This is a genomic window from Amazonocrinis nigriterrae CENA67 (genome assembly GCF_016056305.1).
Lineage (GTDB): Bacteria > Cyanobacteriota > Cyanobacteriia > Cyanobacteriales > Nostocaceae > Amazonocrinis > Amazonocrinis nigriterrae.
On record NZ_JAECZC010000093.1, the window covers coordinates 14,757 to 32,041 of the forward strand.

General features: G+C 40.9%; 5 protein-coding genes. 2 read left to right on the plus strand and 3 right to left on the minus strand.

Annotated features, from left to right (window positions below; translation table 11 throughout):
- Positions 1-24: 24 nt before the first annotated feature.
- A complete protein-coding gene (locus I8748_RS29725) occupies positions 25-3,999 on the minus strand; it encodes a CHAT domain-containing protein (protein ID WP_225896588.1) in 3,975 nt (1,324 codons plus the stop codon).
- A gap of 217 nt (positions 4,000-4,216) precedes the next feature.
- Between I8748_RS29725 and I8748_RS29730 the strand changes: the two genes are divergently transcribed.
- Entirely contained in the window at positions 4,217-6,019 is a 1,803-nt protein-coding gene (locus tag I8748_RS29730; protein WP_225896589.1) for a tetratricopeptide repeat protein, read from the plus strand.
- A gap of 414 nt (positions 6,020-6,433) precedes the next feature.
- On the opposite strand, the gene I8748_RS29735 is transcribed toward I8748_RS29730, so the two are convergent.
- Entirely contained in the window at positions 6,434-8,413 is a 1,980-nt protein-coding gene (locus I8748_RS29735) for an ATP-binding response regulator (RefSeq protein WP_198128087.1), read from the minus strand.
- A 1,767-nt stretch (positions 8,414-10,180) separates the two neighbouring features.
- Here I8748_RS29735 and I8748_RS29745 point away from each other — a divergent pair.
- The gene (locus I8748_RS29745; RefSeq protein ID WP_198128089.1) at positions 10,181-16,102 is read left to right on the plus strand and encodes a translocation/assembly module TamB domain-containing protein; all 5,922 of its coding nucleotides are present in this window, start codon (positions 10,181-10,183) and stop codon (positions 16,100-16,102) included.
- Positions 16,103-16,204: 102 nt separating this feature from the next.
- On the opposite strand, the gene aroF is transcribed toward I8748_RS29745, so the two are convergent.
- The gene (gene aroF / locus I8748_RS29750) at positions 16,205-17,263 is read right to left on the minus strand and encodes a 3-deoxy-7-phosphoheptulonate synthase (protein WP_198128090.1); all 1,059 of its coding nucleotides are present in this window, start codon (positions 17,261-17,263) and stop codon (positions 16,205-16,207) included.
- Positions 17,264-17,285 lie beyond the last annotated feature (22 nt).

Below are 17,285 nucleotides of genomic sequence, written 5' to 3' on the forward strand. Positions count from 1 at the left end.
TATTTTCAAGTTAGTTATTCCCCTTCACCACGGGTTACCAATCATTGTAAAGGCAGACCAAAAATAGGGATGTTTTAAGTTTTTGTTGCCGAGTTTGATAAGGGCTGGCGGTAGATTGATATTAAGACTAGAGGTTTTGAGTTTACCATCTTCCAAGCGCACCTGTCCTTTGAGCATTGCTATTTGTGCTTGGCGGAGTGCTTCTGCTTTAATGGGGGCTTTTTTTAATTGTTCGTAGAATTCGCTGATTAATCCTAATGTGCCTTCATCTGATACGTACCACAAACTCGCCAGTGCTGACTTGGCACCAGCTTGGACTGCAAAACCAGCAAAACCTAACTCTGCTTCTCTATCACCTACGGCGGTACGACAGGCGCTTAGTACTACTAACTCTACAGGAGGGTTATTCCAACCGAGTTCTCGCAACTCATTCATTTTTAATTGTTTATCCCATAGTTGAATGAAGGAATTAGCGGGGACACCAGGCTTAAATTGTCCGTGGGTAGCTAGGTGGATAATGCCAAAGGGTGTTCGCTGACGTTGTGCTTGCAGATTTTTCAAGGTAAAGGCTTCGTTTAAGAAAGATTTGCCTGGCCACAAGCTTGAGGTAATTGTAGTCAATTCTGTAGGTACGGCTGGTAAAGGCTGTTGGTTGGTGAATTCAGATGCACCCATACCCAAAACTTCAGCTTTTTTAATGTCTACATAGCGAGTATCGGTGAGGCTAAGGCTAGGCATTAAGCCGACGCTGTAACGTTCTACTAAGTATTGTTGACCATCGTGAAGGGCTGCTACAGGTAAGCCTCGCAATCCCTCATCCATGATAAATACTAGATTGGTGATTTTTCGGTCTTGGAGGTCGGGGTCAATTGATGCAATTAGCCATTTGTATAATTGCTGGGCTGGTTCTAAGTAGTTTTTCAGTAATGCTGGATTTGTAACTCGAATTTTAAAGGTTTGGGCAAGTTCGATAATTTCCTTGCGCGTGATTTTTAATACTTTGCGAATTGGTTGACCTTTGGCGGTGACAATGAGCAATTCTAGGCGATCGCTTGGGGATGCTACATTTAATAATCTGGTTTGCTGTTGCTGATTGTCAGCTTTGAGTGTAACTGGTACAAAGCTGACGTAGATGAGTGCAGGTTTGACGCCAGTTGCTTTTTCAATATTCTGCAAGATATCTTGGGCTTCGTTGAGGCTTTTAATCTCAGGTTGGCTGCTAATTCCCAAGTATTGCTGAACTTGGTTTGTAAAACTGGCGTCAATTTGTGCTGTCTCTGTGTCGAGTACACTTGTTGGAGAAGAGTTGTTCACCACAGGTAGTTGTTGTGTGGTGGGGGTTTTTTGCAAGATTTCTGGGTTAATAGAATCTATGGATGTTGGTGTTGGCGTTGGTGTTGGTGTTGGCGTTGGTGTTGGTATCGGCGTTGGGGTAAAGTTGAGAGTTATTGCTTGTGCGGATGAGTAAGAAACGCGATCGCTTGCTTTAATTGTAAAACCTAAAATGTTACCAGTGGTGTTTGCTGGCGGTGTGTAAACCAAAACTGTATCATCTGTAAGAGTGGTTCCCTGTGTGACTGGCGTACCATCTTGTAATGTCAAAGTACCAGATTTTAACTCATCAAAAACTACGCTGATATTGTCTTGATTATCATCCTTACTTGTGACATTCAAATCTCCAAATTTGAATGTGACTGACTGATTTTCTTCAGTTGTGGGTATGCTAACATTCGTTGTCACAGTAGGCGGAGTATTAATATAAATAATCGAAATACCGCTAGGTGTACCATCAGCAGTTCCTCCATTTTCTAATACTGGAAATGAGTTGATTGTCGAAGCTGGTGTAATTGCATTAATTCCTGTATTAATACTTCCCTTTGTACCATTTTGGCTAGCATCACCAACAATAAATGGGACATTATCAGGCCCACCATCATGTTGAATTACCACAGATCCTGGTTCACTGTCTCCACTCGTCAAGATAGTATTACCGGTTGCAGTTTCACCATCAATCAAAACTTCTCCTATACCTTTGACAACTCCATTAGCTAAAACATTGACATTACCACCTTTAGCACTACCAATAATAAAAGCATTAGCACTAGTGTTGATACTGTCAAAAGTGATATTACCTTTTGCTTCTAAAGTTACATCTTCACCGACAACAGTACCATAGTTACTGGATGCAGAGGCATTAATAGCATTGGTAACGATATTTCCTTGGGCAATGATGCTGATTTTTCCACTTGTACTGTTGCCAGTAGAATCATAATAGCCATTATTTAGAATAGCCCAGGTATCAATATTACCTGTTGTCACATTTCCTGACGCTTGGATGTCTACCGAACCAGCAATAGAATCAATAGTGATTTCGCCAGGTAAATTGTTAGTTGACGAAGAATTAATCTTACCTGTTGTAATATCACCATTTAAAGCTTCTAAAATAACTCTACCTGCTAATCCCAAATCCGAATCGCTTGTATTAATATCACCAACTTGAATATTTGCAGGTGATGATGTAACTCCTGTTGCACTAAAAGTTGTACTAGATTCTATTAAATCAGGAGGAATATTCGCGGCTGATTCTAAACTACTCAAACCTGCTCTTAAAATTAAAGCTGGTTCATTAGCTAAAATCTGCTCATCTGCCGAACAATCTGTACTGCATATTTCATAATCTGGACTGGTAATTGTAATATTTCCCGCAGTAATACTACCTCTAGATTCGACTTTCAAAGCTGGGCCTACATAATCACCAAAAGTTACATCTTCTTCAGAACTAATTATTGGATCATAAAGACTGATAAAATTGCCAGCTTCACCTTGAGAATTGAGGATTGAAAATTTACCAACACTGAAAAAGTGAGCATCAATAGAAATTGTGCCATCACTAACTAAAGTTAAGTCACCACCACTAATTAAAGGAGTATTATCAAGATGATTTAATGCTAAAATATCAATACCTTGACTACCTTGAATATACAGATTACCGCCAGCAATAGCAGAAAAAGGATTTGCAGCACTATCACGAACTCTGACGGTATCTTTTGCAAGTAAATTTAAGTTACCATTTGTAAAAAGTTGACTTTCTGGTAATGTTAAATTGTGATTAGCTGTGAGGATTGCAGTATCAGCAGTTGCTTTGTTGACTACGACATCGCCATTTTCAACTCGCAAACCAGAACCAGTCAGTTCTACCTCACCATTATTGTTAACTATCAATTTTGAAGCATTACCACCGCCGCCACCAGTCAGCAATGTAGCTAGGGAATTTGGTGATTGATTGTTGGTGTTAGCGGATGCATTAATTGGTTGAATTTCTAAACTTAGGGGGTTTCCTGGAATGCTGAAACGTACCAAACTTGTACCAGGTACAGCAGCAACGCTGATGTTACCATTTGGTGCAGAAAGTTCTCCTGTACTGGCTACAGTACCGCCTAATAAAGTTAAATTACCTGATTGAACTGTGAGATTTCCTTGATTTGCGATCGCACCCACAATATTAGAATCAAATGCAAAGCTATTAGGTGTACCAACCAGTGTTGCGTAATTATTCCAGCCGCTAGCATTAAACCAGTTTTCGCCAAAGCCGATGCGGTTAGCAGTGGTAGCTGTAAAAGAGGCTGGTACATTTAAACTAGCATTGGCACCAAATATAATTCCAGCTGGGTTCATTAAATATAAGTTGGAATTACCACCAGTGACAGAAATGATTCCGTTAATTAATGAAGCCTCGCCACCTGTAACACGCCCTAAAATATTTTGAATTGATGGCTGTGAAAGAAAGTTTGCAGTTTGATTGGCATCAAGTCCAAATTTTGAGAAGCTGTGAAATAAGTTAGCGCGATCGCTACTCAAACTTCCACCACTAATATCAATATTATTGCCTTGGTTTATAATAACTGTACCTGTGCCATCATTAGCAGGAATAATTGATTGTGCTTTGGCTGAATCAGGAAACAGCCACAGCAAGTAAAAAGGAATAAGTAAAAAAGTCAAATAATTACACTTCACTATAGCCATCCTCAACAATTCTTAAAAATCTCTCTTGGCGTCCTTGGCGACTTGGCGGTTTATTCAATAAAACTTACCCTTTTATAAAAAGTTTAGTATACTATAGTACTCCTATTTATTTTTTGAAATTTACGTAGATATAGTAGGCAAAGCCCAGCTAAATTAATAATTATTAACAAATTGACAAAGATTAAGAATATTTATGAACTATTTTTGCTTAAAAACTAGAAAGCGTCTGCTATCAAATCCTATCAATCGCATTCAGACATTCCCTATGTGGTTAATAAAAAATATCTTGAGTAAAAAACTCCAAGCAAGCAATTTAGGCTGGATGCTGACTTTTGCTTTTTTAATGGCTAATGGATGCGTCATCAAAACTGTATTAGCCGAAGAAAAGTTAGAAATACAAGATTTTGATTACTGGGCAAGTTTTTGTAACTTACTGCAAGAAGAAAAGAAATATCCTGAAGCGATCGCAGCTTGCAATCAAGCGATCGCGCTGAAGCCAGAATCACCAGAAATCTGGATGAAGCGAACTGAAATATTAATCAAACAAGCAAATTATACTGAAGCTTTGGTGTCAGCAGATCGTACCTTACGCCTGAAACCCAAATATGCTTTAGCTTTAGCCCAGCGGTGTCAAGCATTATTGAACTTAGGAAAATATGCAGAGGCAATTGCTGCTTGTGATTTAGCACTACGTGCAGATGAAAATTGGGGAAATAATACAGCAGTCATAGCATGGTATCATAAAGGTTTAGCAGAAAGTAAATTAGCACAGTTTAATGAAGCATTAACCTCATTTAATCGTGCCCTAGCAATTAATCCCGAAAGTTCTTTAACTTTAGTTGCTCAATGCCAAGCTTTATCAAATTTAGAGAGGTTTACTGAAGCGATAAAAGCTTGCGACTTGGCAATCACAACTAATAAAGATTGGGAAAATAAAACCCCAGCAATTGCATGGTACACCAAAGGTTTATTACAGAAAAAGAATGGAGAAATAGCAGCAGCGATCGCTTCATTTGATCAAGCGATCGCCATTAATCCCAAAGAAGCTGATATCTGGCTGGAACATGGCAGATCTCTATCTTTGTTAGAGAAGCCAGAACAAGCAATCATTTCTTATGAATTTGCCGTGAAACTTAGTCCTAATTATTCCTTAGCCTTGGCAAGTCAAAGTACAGCCTTGAATAAATTAGGCAAATATAAAGAAGCACAAACAGCTAGCGAACAAGCACTTCAAGGTGATAATCGTTGGGGTGATACCAGTGCTGCACTCGCTTGGGAACAGCGAGGAATTGCCTTAGCAGGACAAGGGAATTATGAAGAAAGTATAGCATCTTTAGACAGAGCGATCGCTTTAAATCCTAAATACGCCACAGCTTGGAATAATCGTGCAGCGACACAATGGTATTTAGGCAGATATTCAGAAGCAATTGCTAGTAGCGATCGCGCCACTACAATTAATCCTAAATATGCTCAAGCTTGGTTTAATAAAGGTAGAATTCTGAGAACATTAGAAAAATATCCAGAAGCACTAGCAGCTTACAACAAAGCATTAGAAAATACAACTAATTTAACTGATAATTCGCTGTTAGCAAATATTTGGGCAAACCGCAGTGTAGTGTTGTGGCATTTAGCCAGAAATCAAGAAGCTTTAGTTTCTGCTGATCGCGCCATTAGCATCAATCCAGAATTATCACAAGGATGGTATAACCGGGGTGTAGTGTTATTAGATTTAGCAAGATATGAAGAAGCAATGATAGCTTACAATCGTGCCAATAATCTTACACCCAATAATGCTAACATATTAGCTGGTAAAGGAGTAGCCTTGCTAAAAATGGGCAAATTTAAAGAAGCGATCGCTGCATTTGATGAAACTTTAAAACTTGACCCCAAAAACACTTTAGCCCAAACCAATCAAAGTATTGCTCAAAAACGTTTACAAGAACAGTTAGAACAGCAAAAACCTAAAGTATTACCAGCACCGAACAAAGGTGTGTAAACTCTATGGCAAATGCAATATAGCTGTTCTCACTTCGTTGCAATACAGTCAAAACCCTACCTGCATTTGCTTTTTGCAAACGCTACCCTCTTCGCTTGCAGGGAGGGTTGAGGGTGGGGTCAAAGCGTACCATATGCAAAGTATTTAGAAATACTAAATGATTTAATAATCATGTGTATCTTGAGTTAGAGGATTATTGCATAAATTAGATGTTGTATTTGAATAAAGCAATTCTCAATTGGTTTCATTTCAAACATTGCTATTAAGGTCGCAAAAATTTGCACCAATACAATGTAATGAACACAATCGAGAAAAGCTATGTGTGTAAGGAGTGATGTGAGGAGTAAAGACAAAAATATTCTTTACTCCTCATCCTTTATAAAAATATTTATTATAGTCTCCTGTTTTCCTTTACTATTTACTATTAAGAACTTTTTGTACATTATTTAATAAGTCACTTGAAGTATAAGGCTTAGCCAGAAAAGTTTTGATATTATTACCAAACACTTTAATTTTTTCCTGATATGAAGCTAGCCCACTAACACCAATAATTTTGACTTCTGGATTTATCTTTTTCAACACCTGGATAGTAGTTGGCCCATCCATTGAGGGCATCATCATATCCATCAAAACTACACTAATTTGTTGCTGATGTTTTGTATATAAAGCAATAGCTTCAATGCCATCACTGGCAACTAAAACTTTATAAGCATTTTTTTCTAATGAGATTCTAGTAATCTCACGAATTGTATACTCATCATCGACAACGAGAATTAATTCTCCGTTTCCTATAGGTAATTCTTGATAGCATTCAAATGTATCTTCTATGCTTTCTTTTATTATTTCCTGTGTCACAGGTAGACAGACTTGAAACTCTGTTCCTTTTGCTATTTCACTAACTACATTTACAAAACCACCATGACTTTTAATGATGCCTAGTACAGTTGAAAGCCCAAGCCCTGTGCCTTGACCAACTTCTTTAGTTGTAAAAAATGGCTCAAAAATTCTTTCTATAATTTCTTTAGAAATTCCTCTGCCTGTATCAGCAACAGAAATCAACACATAAGAACCTACTTTGGCATCAATATTCATACGAGCATACTGGCTATCTACCCAAAAATTCCTTGCAGAAATTTGCAGAGTACCACCATTAGGCATAGCATCACGCGCATTAATACAGAGGTTCATCATTACTTGGTGCAGTTGAGTAGGATCACCAGATATATGCCAAAGTTGTTGTTTGGAAATATTAATGTCGATTTTAATATTTTTGGGAAATGTTTGCTTAATCATTTTTTCTGTTTCCAAAATTAAGTCCTTCACCTGTAAGGTTGTAAACTTATCTTGGACTTTTCGTGAAAACCACAGCACTTGTTTGACCAATTCTGCTGCCCGTTTTATATTTGTTTCCATAATCGACAGCCATTGTTGGCTTTTTTCGTCGAGGATTTTTCTTTCGAGAAGTTGAATTGACATCATTATTGGTGTCAGCGCATTGTTAATGTCATGTGCAATACCACTGGCTAAAGTGCCAAGACTCTCCATGCGCTGAGCGCGAAGAAACTGTGCTTCGAGTTGTTTTTTTTCTGTAATGTCGGAGTTGACAATTAAAATAGATTTGATTTGCCCTTGCTCATCGTGTACTAATGTCCAGCGACTATCAACAATAATTTCCTCGCCTTGTTTGGTGATTTGATATAATTCACCTTGCCATGAACCAAACTCAGCTACAGATTTTTGGATATTTTCCAGTTTGGCTAAAGTTTCTTTGGGATACAAAACTTGATTAGCATTTTTTCCGAGTACTTCTTGTGTCATCCATCCATATAGACGTTCTGCTCCTTTGTTCCAAAATTGAATTTGGTTATCCAAATCTCGGACAAAAATTGCATCTTTTGTAATGTCGAGTAAAGCAGCTTGTTGGCGGATTTTCTGTTCTGCTTGCTTGCGCTCAAAGATTTCTAACTCTAAACGCTCATTTTGCTCTGTAAGTTTTTTTGTGAGATTTCGCAAGTGCAGATGAATATTCACGCGAGCTAAAACTTCTTCGTGTTCTAGTGGTTTGGTGATATAGTCTACTGCCCCAATATTTAACCCTTTGACTTTATCTATTTTGTCAGCCAAAGCAGTTAAAAAAATTATCGGAATCTCTTGAGTTGATGAAGAATTTTTTAAACGACGGCAGGTTTCAAATCCGTCAATACCCGGCATTAATATATCTAATAAAATGAGATCTGGTGATGCATATTCTGCCATTTCAACCGCACTTTCTCCATCTTCAGCCACCAGAACTTTAAAGTTGGCATCTTCTAATAAATTGAACAATACTTCTAAATTAGTTGGAGTATCATCGACAATTAATATGATTCCTTGTTCTATTTTATTAAAATCCATTTCTGCCTCTTATTAAAGATTTTTTGAAACCCTAAAATTTTTTTGATTTTAAAAGCTGAGCAAATTGATGCAAATGAGTAGTAAGTAAGTCGGTGGAAATAAACCAAACTATGTTACGAAACGTAAAAGGGCTTGAAACCCTTACAAAACTATGTGAATAAAAATGAACTAAACTAAAACCCTCTTCCCTCCTGCCTTACCCCAACTACAAATATTTACACCAACCTACTTATTGTCTTCATTGTTGATACTTTCTTTTACCTGACGGTAAGCCATACTCTACCCTCCAAGAACGCTCTTCGAGGGTACGGATTCTGCGTTCGCGTAGCGTCCCCTATAAAAGGAGTACGAGTTCTGCTTTGCAGTAGGGGTTCGGAGATAATACTCGTATCTTGAGATCGCAATCTACGAAAACCCTTACGCGCGAGGCTCATTCCTCCCTAAAGGTAATGGCAGTTTCTCTACTTCGAGATACTCACTGCGATCGCATTTACATCTTTTTCTTCATCAAGTCATGACAACTCTCAGTCAACCTGTAATTTTTGTAACAGGGTGGCTTCCAAACCATTTATCACAAGTGTTCCCATCTCTTTGCTACTGGCTAGGTAGTCTTCTAGTTTAGCCGTTCTCAGTTCTGCACTCACAAGCCCGGCTCCTGTTTTATTTTGCCAACAGATAATATTTTCTGACAAATTCTTTCTATCTGCACTAATTATGTAAATGAAAGTAAAAAGAGTTAATCAAAAGTAAACTAACTTCAAAAGGCCACAGCTATAGCTACAGCTGGTTGAGAAACCAGGTAGCCGATGAGCTAAGTTGATAGTTTTGTGCGATCATCGCTAATTGCAATTCTAGCTCGTCAATCTATCTAAAGCAGCTCAATCTCAATCTTCAGGATTTAATAATTATTCAACTGCAAAAATTTTTAGCTGGCTTTGTGAGTAATCACTATCACAAGATAATTTGTGGATAAAATTGAATATGACAAAACTCCTCACTATGAAAATCTCACCCACAAAGCAAGAGAGGCATAAAGAGAAAGATTGAGTTTTTATAGTTCTGTATAACAACCTCATAATATTTACGTAAATTATATTACGCTATTTCTATTGGATTCCGTATAGATACATAATTCATAAATTTGTTAAATGCTCTCTAGCTATTAAGAAATCATTCTAAGTTAGAATATTTTGAAAGGTGGGAATACTGAATTAGAAGTATGATTTAATTCAAGGTATCAATAATGGGGATGAAGATATGCAAATTTACTTCTACTTGACTGAAGATTGAGAGCAATTTTACTTAGCCCAAAGGCTTCTGCACAGGAATTAACTTTGGCAAAGGTAGCAACGCAAGACCGCTTCCAGTCGCTAAACCATGACTGTGGAAGTGTCCTTCTGTGCGTGAGATAAATCATTTGACAAACACGCAATGGCAATAAAAAACTCATGACAGCAAAAAAATTCTGCTTGTCCCTGTTTCTTTGCGTCCCTACTTCTGTCAAAATGCAAAATCTATGAAACCTCCAGATTTAACAATAGAGTACAAAGGCAAGGGAAACAACATAAGTGAAGTGTGGAGCAATTTTGTGGATTGATACAAGTACTAGACAATGAGAAATGAAACACGAGGCCACTATCTTAACAGCCACCCAGGTAATCCAAAATTTCAAATTGGTTTGTATGCTGGAATTGGCATTGTGAATCCATGTGTTCGTTAGCGCTAGTAGTCTGCCTGCTACATCCAGCAAGTAAAAAGTGAAACCACATGACTAAATCTTCTAATCAAGAACATCACTTAAATTCTCCCGTCCGCAGGCGTTTGTGGTTGCTGGTGTTGACTCGCGGAGGCATTGCCTTTGGCGGACTTTTGTTGGTTGGGGTAATAGGTGGTATTTGGCGGTTGTGGATATTTGTGCAAAAAGATTTAACGCCATTGGCACAAACAAATCTCACAACCACACTCAACCGTCCAGTAAATCTGGGAAAAGTCACAGGATTTTCCCTTAAAGGAGTACAGTTTGGCCCTTCAGCTATCCCAGCCACACCACAAGACCCAGACAGGGTTGCAACTGACGCTGTGGAGGTGGGTTTTGACCCATTGCTATTACTTTTCAAACGCCAGTTAAAACTAGATGTGACTTTAGTCAACCCCGACGTTTACGTTGAACAGGATGAGAAAGGGCGCTGGATTAGCCTTAGCATCAAGTCTACTGGTAAAGGCGGGCCGATTAAAACCGATTTGGACAAACTGCATTTCCGCAATGGGAAGTTGGCACTGTTACCGCATCCGAAGGCTGGGGGAGCAGAGGGAGCAGGGGGAGATAAGGAATCAACATCCTCCTCATCCCCCTCATCTCCCTCATCCCCCTCATCTCCTGTGAAGTTTTCGCAAATTGGCGGCACTGCCCAACTTTTGAACAAAGGCCAGCGGATCAGATTTGATGTGGAAGGTAAACCAGATGATGGTGGTGGTATTTCGGTTCAAGGAGAAACACTTTCTAAGGTATTAGCAGGTACCTTCCACTTACGAGGACAAGACTTACAAGCTTCTAATGTGACTCGCCTTGTCAAGTTACCTCTAACTTTAGAGACGGGTTTAGTCAATGGCGACTTACAAATTCAACAGGAACCGCAACAGAAGCCCTTGTTGTATGGTAGCGCTGAGTTACAAGGGGTAACGATTCAAATACCCAAAGCACCACAACAATTACTCAATACTCAAGGAAACCTCCGCTTCCAGGGAACGGAAATACAGTCAGACTATGTTACAACTAGCTACGGCAAAATTCCCTTAGTAGCTGGGGGAACCATTGATACTCTAGCTGGTTTTAAGGTGGCGGGGCGTGTGAATTCGGTGAGTTTGGCAAACGCTCAGGAAACTCTGAAAATTAAATTGCCTGTACCTACCAGCGGGAAAGTAAAAGCAGACTTGCAGATTTTGGGGCCTCCCACTAACCCGGTGATCTCTGGTACTGTAAGGACAATTGATACTGCTAGGGTTGACAAAGTTGATTTTAAGAGCATTAGTGGTGAGTTTGAGTTTCCCACGACTGATGCTTTTGTCACCTTGAGAGATATTCAAGGGTTCGCAAAAGTTGGTGGAGAAATCACAGGCGCAGGTAGAATCGATGTTGGTAAAAATCCTCAAGTAAATTTGAATTTCGCAGCTAAGAATGTTCCTGGTAATGCGATCGCTCAAGCTTACGATGCAACACCCGGCTTTATAATTGGCAATGTCTCTGGTACAGCCCAATTGTCTGGGCCTCCCACTAATGTCAAGACTTTGGTAAGATGGCAGGCTCCTGAAGCAACCTATCCCGGAACTGGTGAAGTAATTGTCCACTCGAATCGCACTTACTCGTTTCGTAATGTGCTTCTCAATGTCGGCGGTGGTGTAGTCCGGGCATATGGCAGTTTTGACGACCAACGTTGGCAAGCCTTTACCCAATCTTCAGGTGTACAGGTAGAACGCTTTGTCGATAAAAGTCAATTACAAAATGTCTCTTTAGCGGGGGCAGAATTTCAGGGTGGTCTTGTTCTCTCAGGCAATAGAACACCATTTGAAATTGTCAGCATTCGCCCTCAAGGAGCAAAAGTGCAAATTGGTGGCGGTACAGTTGCAATTTCTCAACTCCAACTGCAAGACCAAGGCTTTTCTGCTCAATTAATCGCCAATAATATACGATTAGGGCGGATCTTGCAAAATTCTCCCCCGGCTTTGGCTGGGGCTTTGGCGGGTAAATTCCAAATCGCAGGTGACAGAGAAAATTTCAGCCTGAAAACTCTGCGTGGTACTGGTACGGGAAAACTCAACGTTGCTGGTGGCACAGTCACAGCCACAAATATCAACTTAGCTAATGGTGTATATCAAGCGCAACTGTTAGCAAATAATCTGGCTGTACAGGAATTGGCAACAACTCCCAAGCAATTTCAAGGCAGGTTAAATGGTAAGTTCAACGTGGCAGGTTCGGTTGAATCCTTCCAACCGCAAGCAATTCAAGCTACTGGTCAGGCACAGGTGAATGTTGCTGGCGGGACAATTACCGCTGCTAACATCCAACTGGCTAACGGTCGTTATCAAGCCCAAGTCAAAGCTAACAAAGTTCCTTTACAACGTTTAGCAACTGTGCCACCACAGTTTCAAGGAGCCGTCAATGGTGAATTGAATGTGGCAGGCTCGGTTGAATCTTTTACACCACAAACAATTCAAGCTACTGGTCAGGCACAGGTGAATGTAGGAGGTGGTACAATTACAGCCTCTAATATCCAACTGGCTAACGGTCGTTATCAAGCCCAAGTCAAAGCTAACAAAGTTCCTTTACAGCGGTTGGCGGCTGTACCACCACAGTTTCAAGGAGCCGTCAATGGTGAATTGAATGTGGCAGGCTCAGTTGAATCTTTTGCACCACAAACGATTCAAGCTACTGGTCAGGGACGAGTGGATCTTGCTGGTGGGACAATTACAGCCTCTAACATCCAACTCGCTAACGGTCGTTATCAAGCAGCTGTGAATGCTGGGGGTGTGCAATTAAATCGGTTGAATCAGCAGTTGCGTGGTCAGTTTGGCGGTCAGTTGCAAGTGGCTGGTACACTAGGAAGTTCTGCATTAGCTGATGTGCGTGCCGCTGGTCAGGTGCAGTTATCCCAAGGTTTGGCGGGAATTGAACGACCTCTGACTGCCTCGGTTGCCTGGAATGGCCAAAAGCTCTCCATTGACCAAGCGACTGCCCCTGGCTTAAGTGTTAGTGGTGATATTTTAGCCAATGCAAGAACAGCAGGCATACCGGAAATTACGCAGTTAAATCTCAACATCCAAGCACAAAATTACGATCTCAAACAGTTACCTATCAACTTGCCTCAGCAAGTTGGTTTGGCAGGGAAAATAGATTTTAACGGACAAGTTACTGGTAAGCTGCCGTTGCCTAATGTTAAAGGTCAAATTGCTGCACGAGATTTGGTTGTCCAAGGTTTCGCTTTTGAACCCTTGCTACGTGGAAATATTGTCTCAGCACAAGGACAAGGTTTAAATTTAGACTTAATGGGAAATAGCGATCGCATTGACTTTAACCTCGATGCCAATAATCGCCCGAAATCCTTCTTAGTCAAGTGGCAGCAAGCAGTAGCCATCGGTAACACTCAAGGTGATAATTTGGCTCTCAACCTCACCAACTTTCCCTTACAAGTATTGAATTTGACACCACCAGCAAGTCTGCGTTTGGGCAAGGGGAAAGTGGCTGGCTTGTTAAGTGGGGATTTGCAAGTGAACCAGCAGACATTAGCAGCCAGTGGTAATCTAGCGATCGCATCACCGAAAATTGGACGCATTCAAGGCGATCGTTTAGCTGCTGTCTTCAACTACGCTAATGGTAAAGCTACCCTCGCTAGTAGCGAATTTGTCAAAGGTGACAGTATCTATGCGTTTGCTGGTAGTGTTGGTCAATCCTCCCAAGGGCCACAACTGCAAGGTAAACTCAACGTCAAGCAAGGTAATATCCAAGATGTGCTGACGGTAGCACAGATATTCGACTTACAAGATTTGCGACGTGGTGCAGGAGAGTCCAACTATGGCACCGCAGCAGACCTAACCACCAACCCCGCAGGTTTGCCAGGTCAGCCTTTATTAGATCAGATTAAGCGCTTTTATGAGATAGATGCCAAGTTAGCAGAACAGCAACAGCAGCGCATCGATGCCAACCCAGTGCCGGATTTAGCAGATTTAAAAGGAACTTTCAACGGCGAAGTTGCTTTAGATACAGCCACAGCCAACGGTTTGTCAGTGCAATTTAATTTGAATGGTCAAAATTTTGTTTGGGGTAGAGAAGACGAACCAACCCGTTATTATACTGCCAACCAAATCATTGCTGAAGGCAGTTTGGAAAAAGGTGTTTTGAAGTTGCGACCTTTTCGCATTGAATCTCAAAATAGCCTGTTTGCCTTCAGCGGTAACATTGGTGGTAACGAACAAACCGGACAATTACTGGTAAATAATTTTCCCATCCAGCTAATCAATAATTTTGCCAAACTGCCGATTGATATCACAGGTAATCTCAACGGTTCAGCAGCTTTGGCTGGTAGCCTCGCCAATCCCCAAGCCAGAGGCGAATTGGCAATCACAGACGGAACACTTAATGCCAAGCCAGTACAAACCGCAACAACTAGTTTCAGTTATAACAATGGACGCCTGGACTTTGGCAGTACTGTCTCGGTTGCTGGGCCGGAACCTGTGAATATTACAGGTAGTATTCCTTACCAGTTGCCTTTTGCTACTGTGGCACCAGATAACAATCAAATTAGTTTGGATGTGAAGGTGAAAAATGAGGGATTAGCACTGTTAAATCTGTTGACTAATCAAGTAGCCTTTGAGAAAGGTGAAGGAGAAGTAGACCTCAAGGTCAGGGGAACCATACAACAGCCAGAGTTAAATGGAATTGCCACTGTTAACGATGCCACTTTTTCAGCGCAAGCTTTGCCAGGAAAAGTCAGACGTGTCACAGGCAAGGTTAATTTTAATTTTGACCGCATCTCAGTAGAGAATCTTCAAGGTAGGTTTAGCCGAGGTCAGGTAGAAGCTGCTGGAGACATTCCCATCTCTAATAAACAACAAGTAACTATCAACAATCCTCTCACTGTTAAAGCCGATCAGTTAACCATGAATCTCAAGGGACTTTACCAAGGTGGTGCTAGTGGCAATTTGCAGATCACTGGTTCTGCACTGAATCCTTTAATTGGCGGTAAGGTGAATTTGTTTGATGGTAAAGTGTTGCTGGCAGAATCTAGCAACTCTAATCAATCTGCTGATAACAATATCAATTTATCACTGATAAAAGAGAATAAGCAGAGTAAAACTGAAACTGGAAATGCCAATACCAAGTTTAATAATCTAGAAATAGAGTTAGGCAAAAATGTAGAAGTTACTCGTCCGCCAATTCTTAGCTTCCAAGCAACTGGCAATCTCATAGTTAATGGGTCATTCGCCGAACCGATACCTGATGGCACTATCCGCCTTAAACAAGGTGGAGTTAATTTGTTTACTACCCAGTTTAAGTTGGTTGGTGGCTATGAAAATACGGCAACCTTTAAATCTAGTCAACCTCGTGACCCCATCTTAGATGTGAAGTTATTTGCCAAAGTCTTAGACGTAGTTCAAAGTAGTGACTTCAGCCGTGCAAATACTGTCGGCTTAGCAGCCTTAGATAGCGTCCGAGTCGAAGCCAGTGTGAAAGGCCCCGCCAGCAAACTCAACGAAAATCTGGAACTAACAAGCAGTCCTTCACGCAGTCAAACAGAAATTGTGTCTTTGTTAGGGGGTGGGTTTGTGGATACTGAGGGACGTGGCGATAGTACTTTAGGTCTAATTAACATAGCCGGTTCAGCTGTATTTAACAACTTTCAATCAGCTTTTAATCAAATTGGTAGTGCCTTTGGTTTAAGCGAACTGCGGATATTTCCTACTATCATTTCGGATAATCCTGAAGCGGGAAAGAGTACTTCAACTTTGGAATTGGCAGCGGAGGCTGGGATTGATATTTCTAGCAAAATTTCAATTTCTAGTATTAAAATTTTGACAGCAAGTGATCCTTTTCAATGGGGTATAAATTACCGCATTAATGATCAATTTCGTGTGCGTGCTTCCACTAATTTAGAAGATGACAGTCGCGCAGTAGTGGAGTTTCAAAGGCGGTTTTAATTAAAGGGAATTGGTAATTGGGAATTGGGAATTGGATTTTAATATTAGTCATCACATCTGGCCCATTACCCATTACCCATTCCCCATTCCCCATTCCCTAACCTAAGCGATCGCTACTGCTGGTTGTGGCCAACGTCCCACTGCTTTACCAATCACCGCTAATTCTTGCATTAAGTGGTCGAAACGGTCTGGTGTTAAAGATTGGGGGCCATCTGATAAAGCTTTGGCGGGGTTGGGGTGAACCTCAATCATTAAGGAATCACAGCCGGCTGCGATCGCTGCCATTGCCATTGAAGGCACAAATTCAGACCAACCTGTACCATGACTAGGATCAATCATAATTGGCAGGTGAGTCAATTTTCGCAATACTGGCACTACCGATAAATCCAGGGTATTTCTGGTATACTGGCGGTCAAAGGTGCGAATTCCTCGCTCACATAAAATCACGTTGGCATTGCCTGCTGCCAAAATATATTCCGCTGCCATCAACCAATCTTCAATTGTTGCTGCCATTCCCCGCTTTAAGAGAACCGGTTTCGGCTGTGCGCCCACTTTTTTCAGCAAGGAGAAGTTTTGCATATTCCTTGCCCCTACTTGAACTACATCAGCAACTTCCACGATTTTATCTAAGTCGGCAGCATCCATCACTTCTGTAATAATGCCGACTCCGGTAACTTCCCGCGCCTTTGCCAATAATTCCAAAGCACTCTCGCCGTGTCCTTGGAAGGCGTAAGGTGAAGTTCTGGGTTTGTATGCGCCACCACGCAAAAACCTAGCGCCTGCTGCTTTGACACGCCGCGCCGTTTCCACAATCATTTCTTCATTTTCTACGGAGCAGGGGCCAGCAACCACTACCAAAGGATGATGTTCCCCAAACACAACGGGGCCTTCAGGGGTATCAACCACTACCTCAGAAGCTTCTCCATGTCGATACTGGCGGCTAGCCCGTTTATACGGCAGTTCTACCCGCAATACTTGCTCAATCCAAGGGCTAACTTCCTGAATTTGTAGCGGGTCTAAATCGGCAGTTTCTCCTACTAGACCAATTACTACTTTATGTTGACCGATAATTTTTTCTGGTGTCAAACCCCAGCCTTTTAGCTCATCACTAATGCGGTTGATTTCCGCTTCCGGGGAACCACTCTTCATGACTACGATCATAGTTATAGAAGTATCATAAATT

Bases quoted from the DNA above. Each gene is read 5' to 3' on its own strand.
- I8748_RS29730 (WP_225896589.1), top strand. From the start codon at position 4,217: ATGAACTATTTTTGCTTAAAAACTAGAAAGCGTCTGCTATCAAATCCT.
- I8748_RS29735 (WP_198128087.1), bottom strand. From the start codon at position 8,413: ATGGATTTTAATAAAATAGAACAAGGAATCATATTAATTGTCGATGAT.
- I8748_RS29745 (WP_198128089.1), top strand. From the start codon at position 10,181: ATGACTAAATCTTCTAATCAAGAACATCACTTAAATTCTCCCGTCCGC.
- aroF (WP_198128090.1), bottom strand. From the start codon at position 17,263: ATGATCGTAGTCATGAAGAGTGGTTCCCCGGAAGCGGAAATCAACCGC.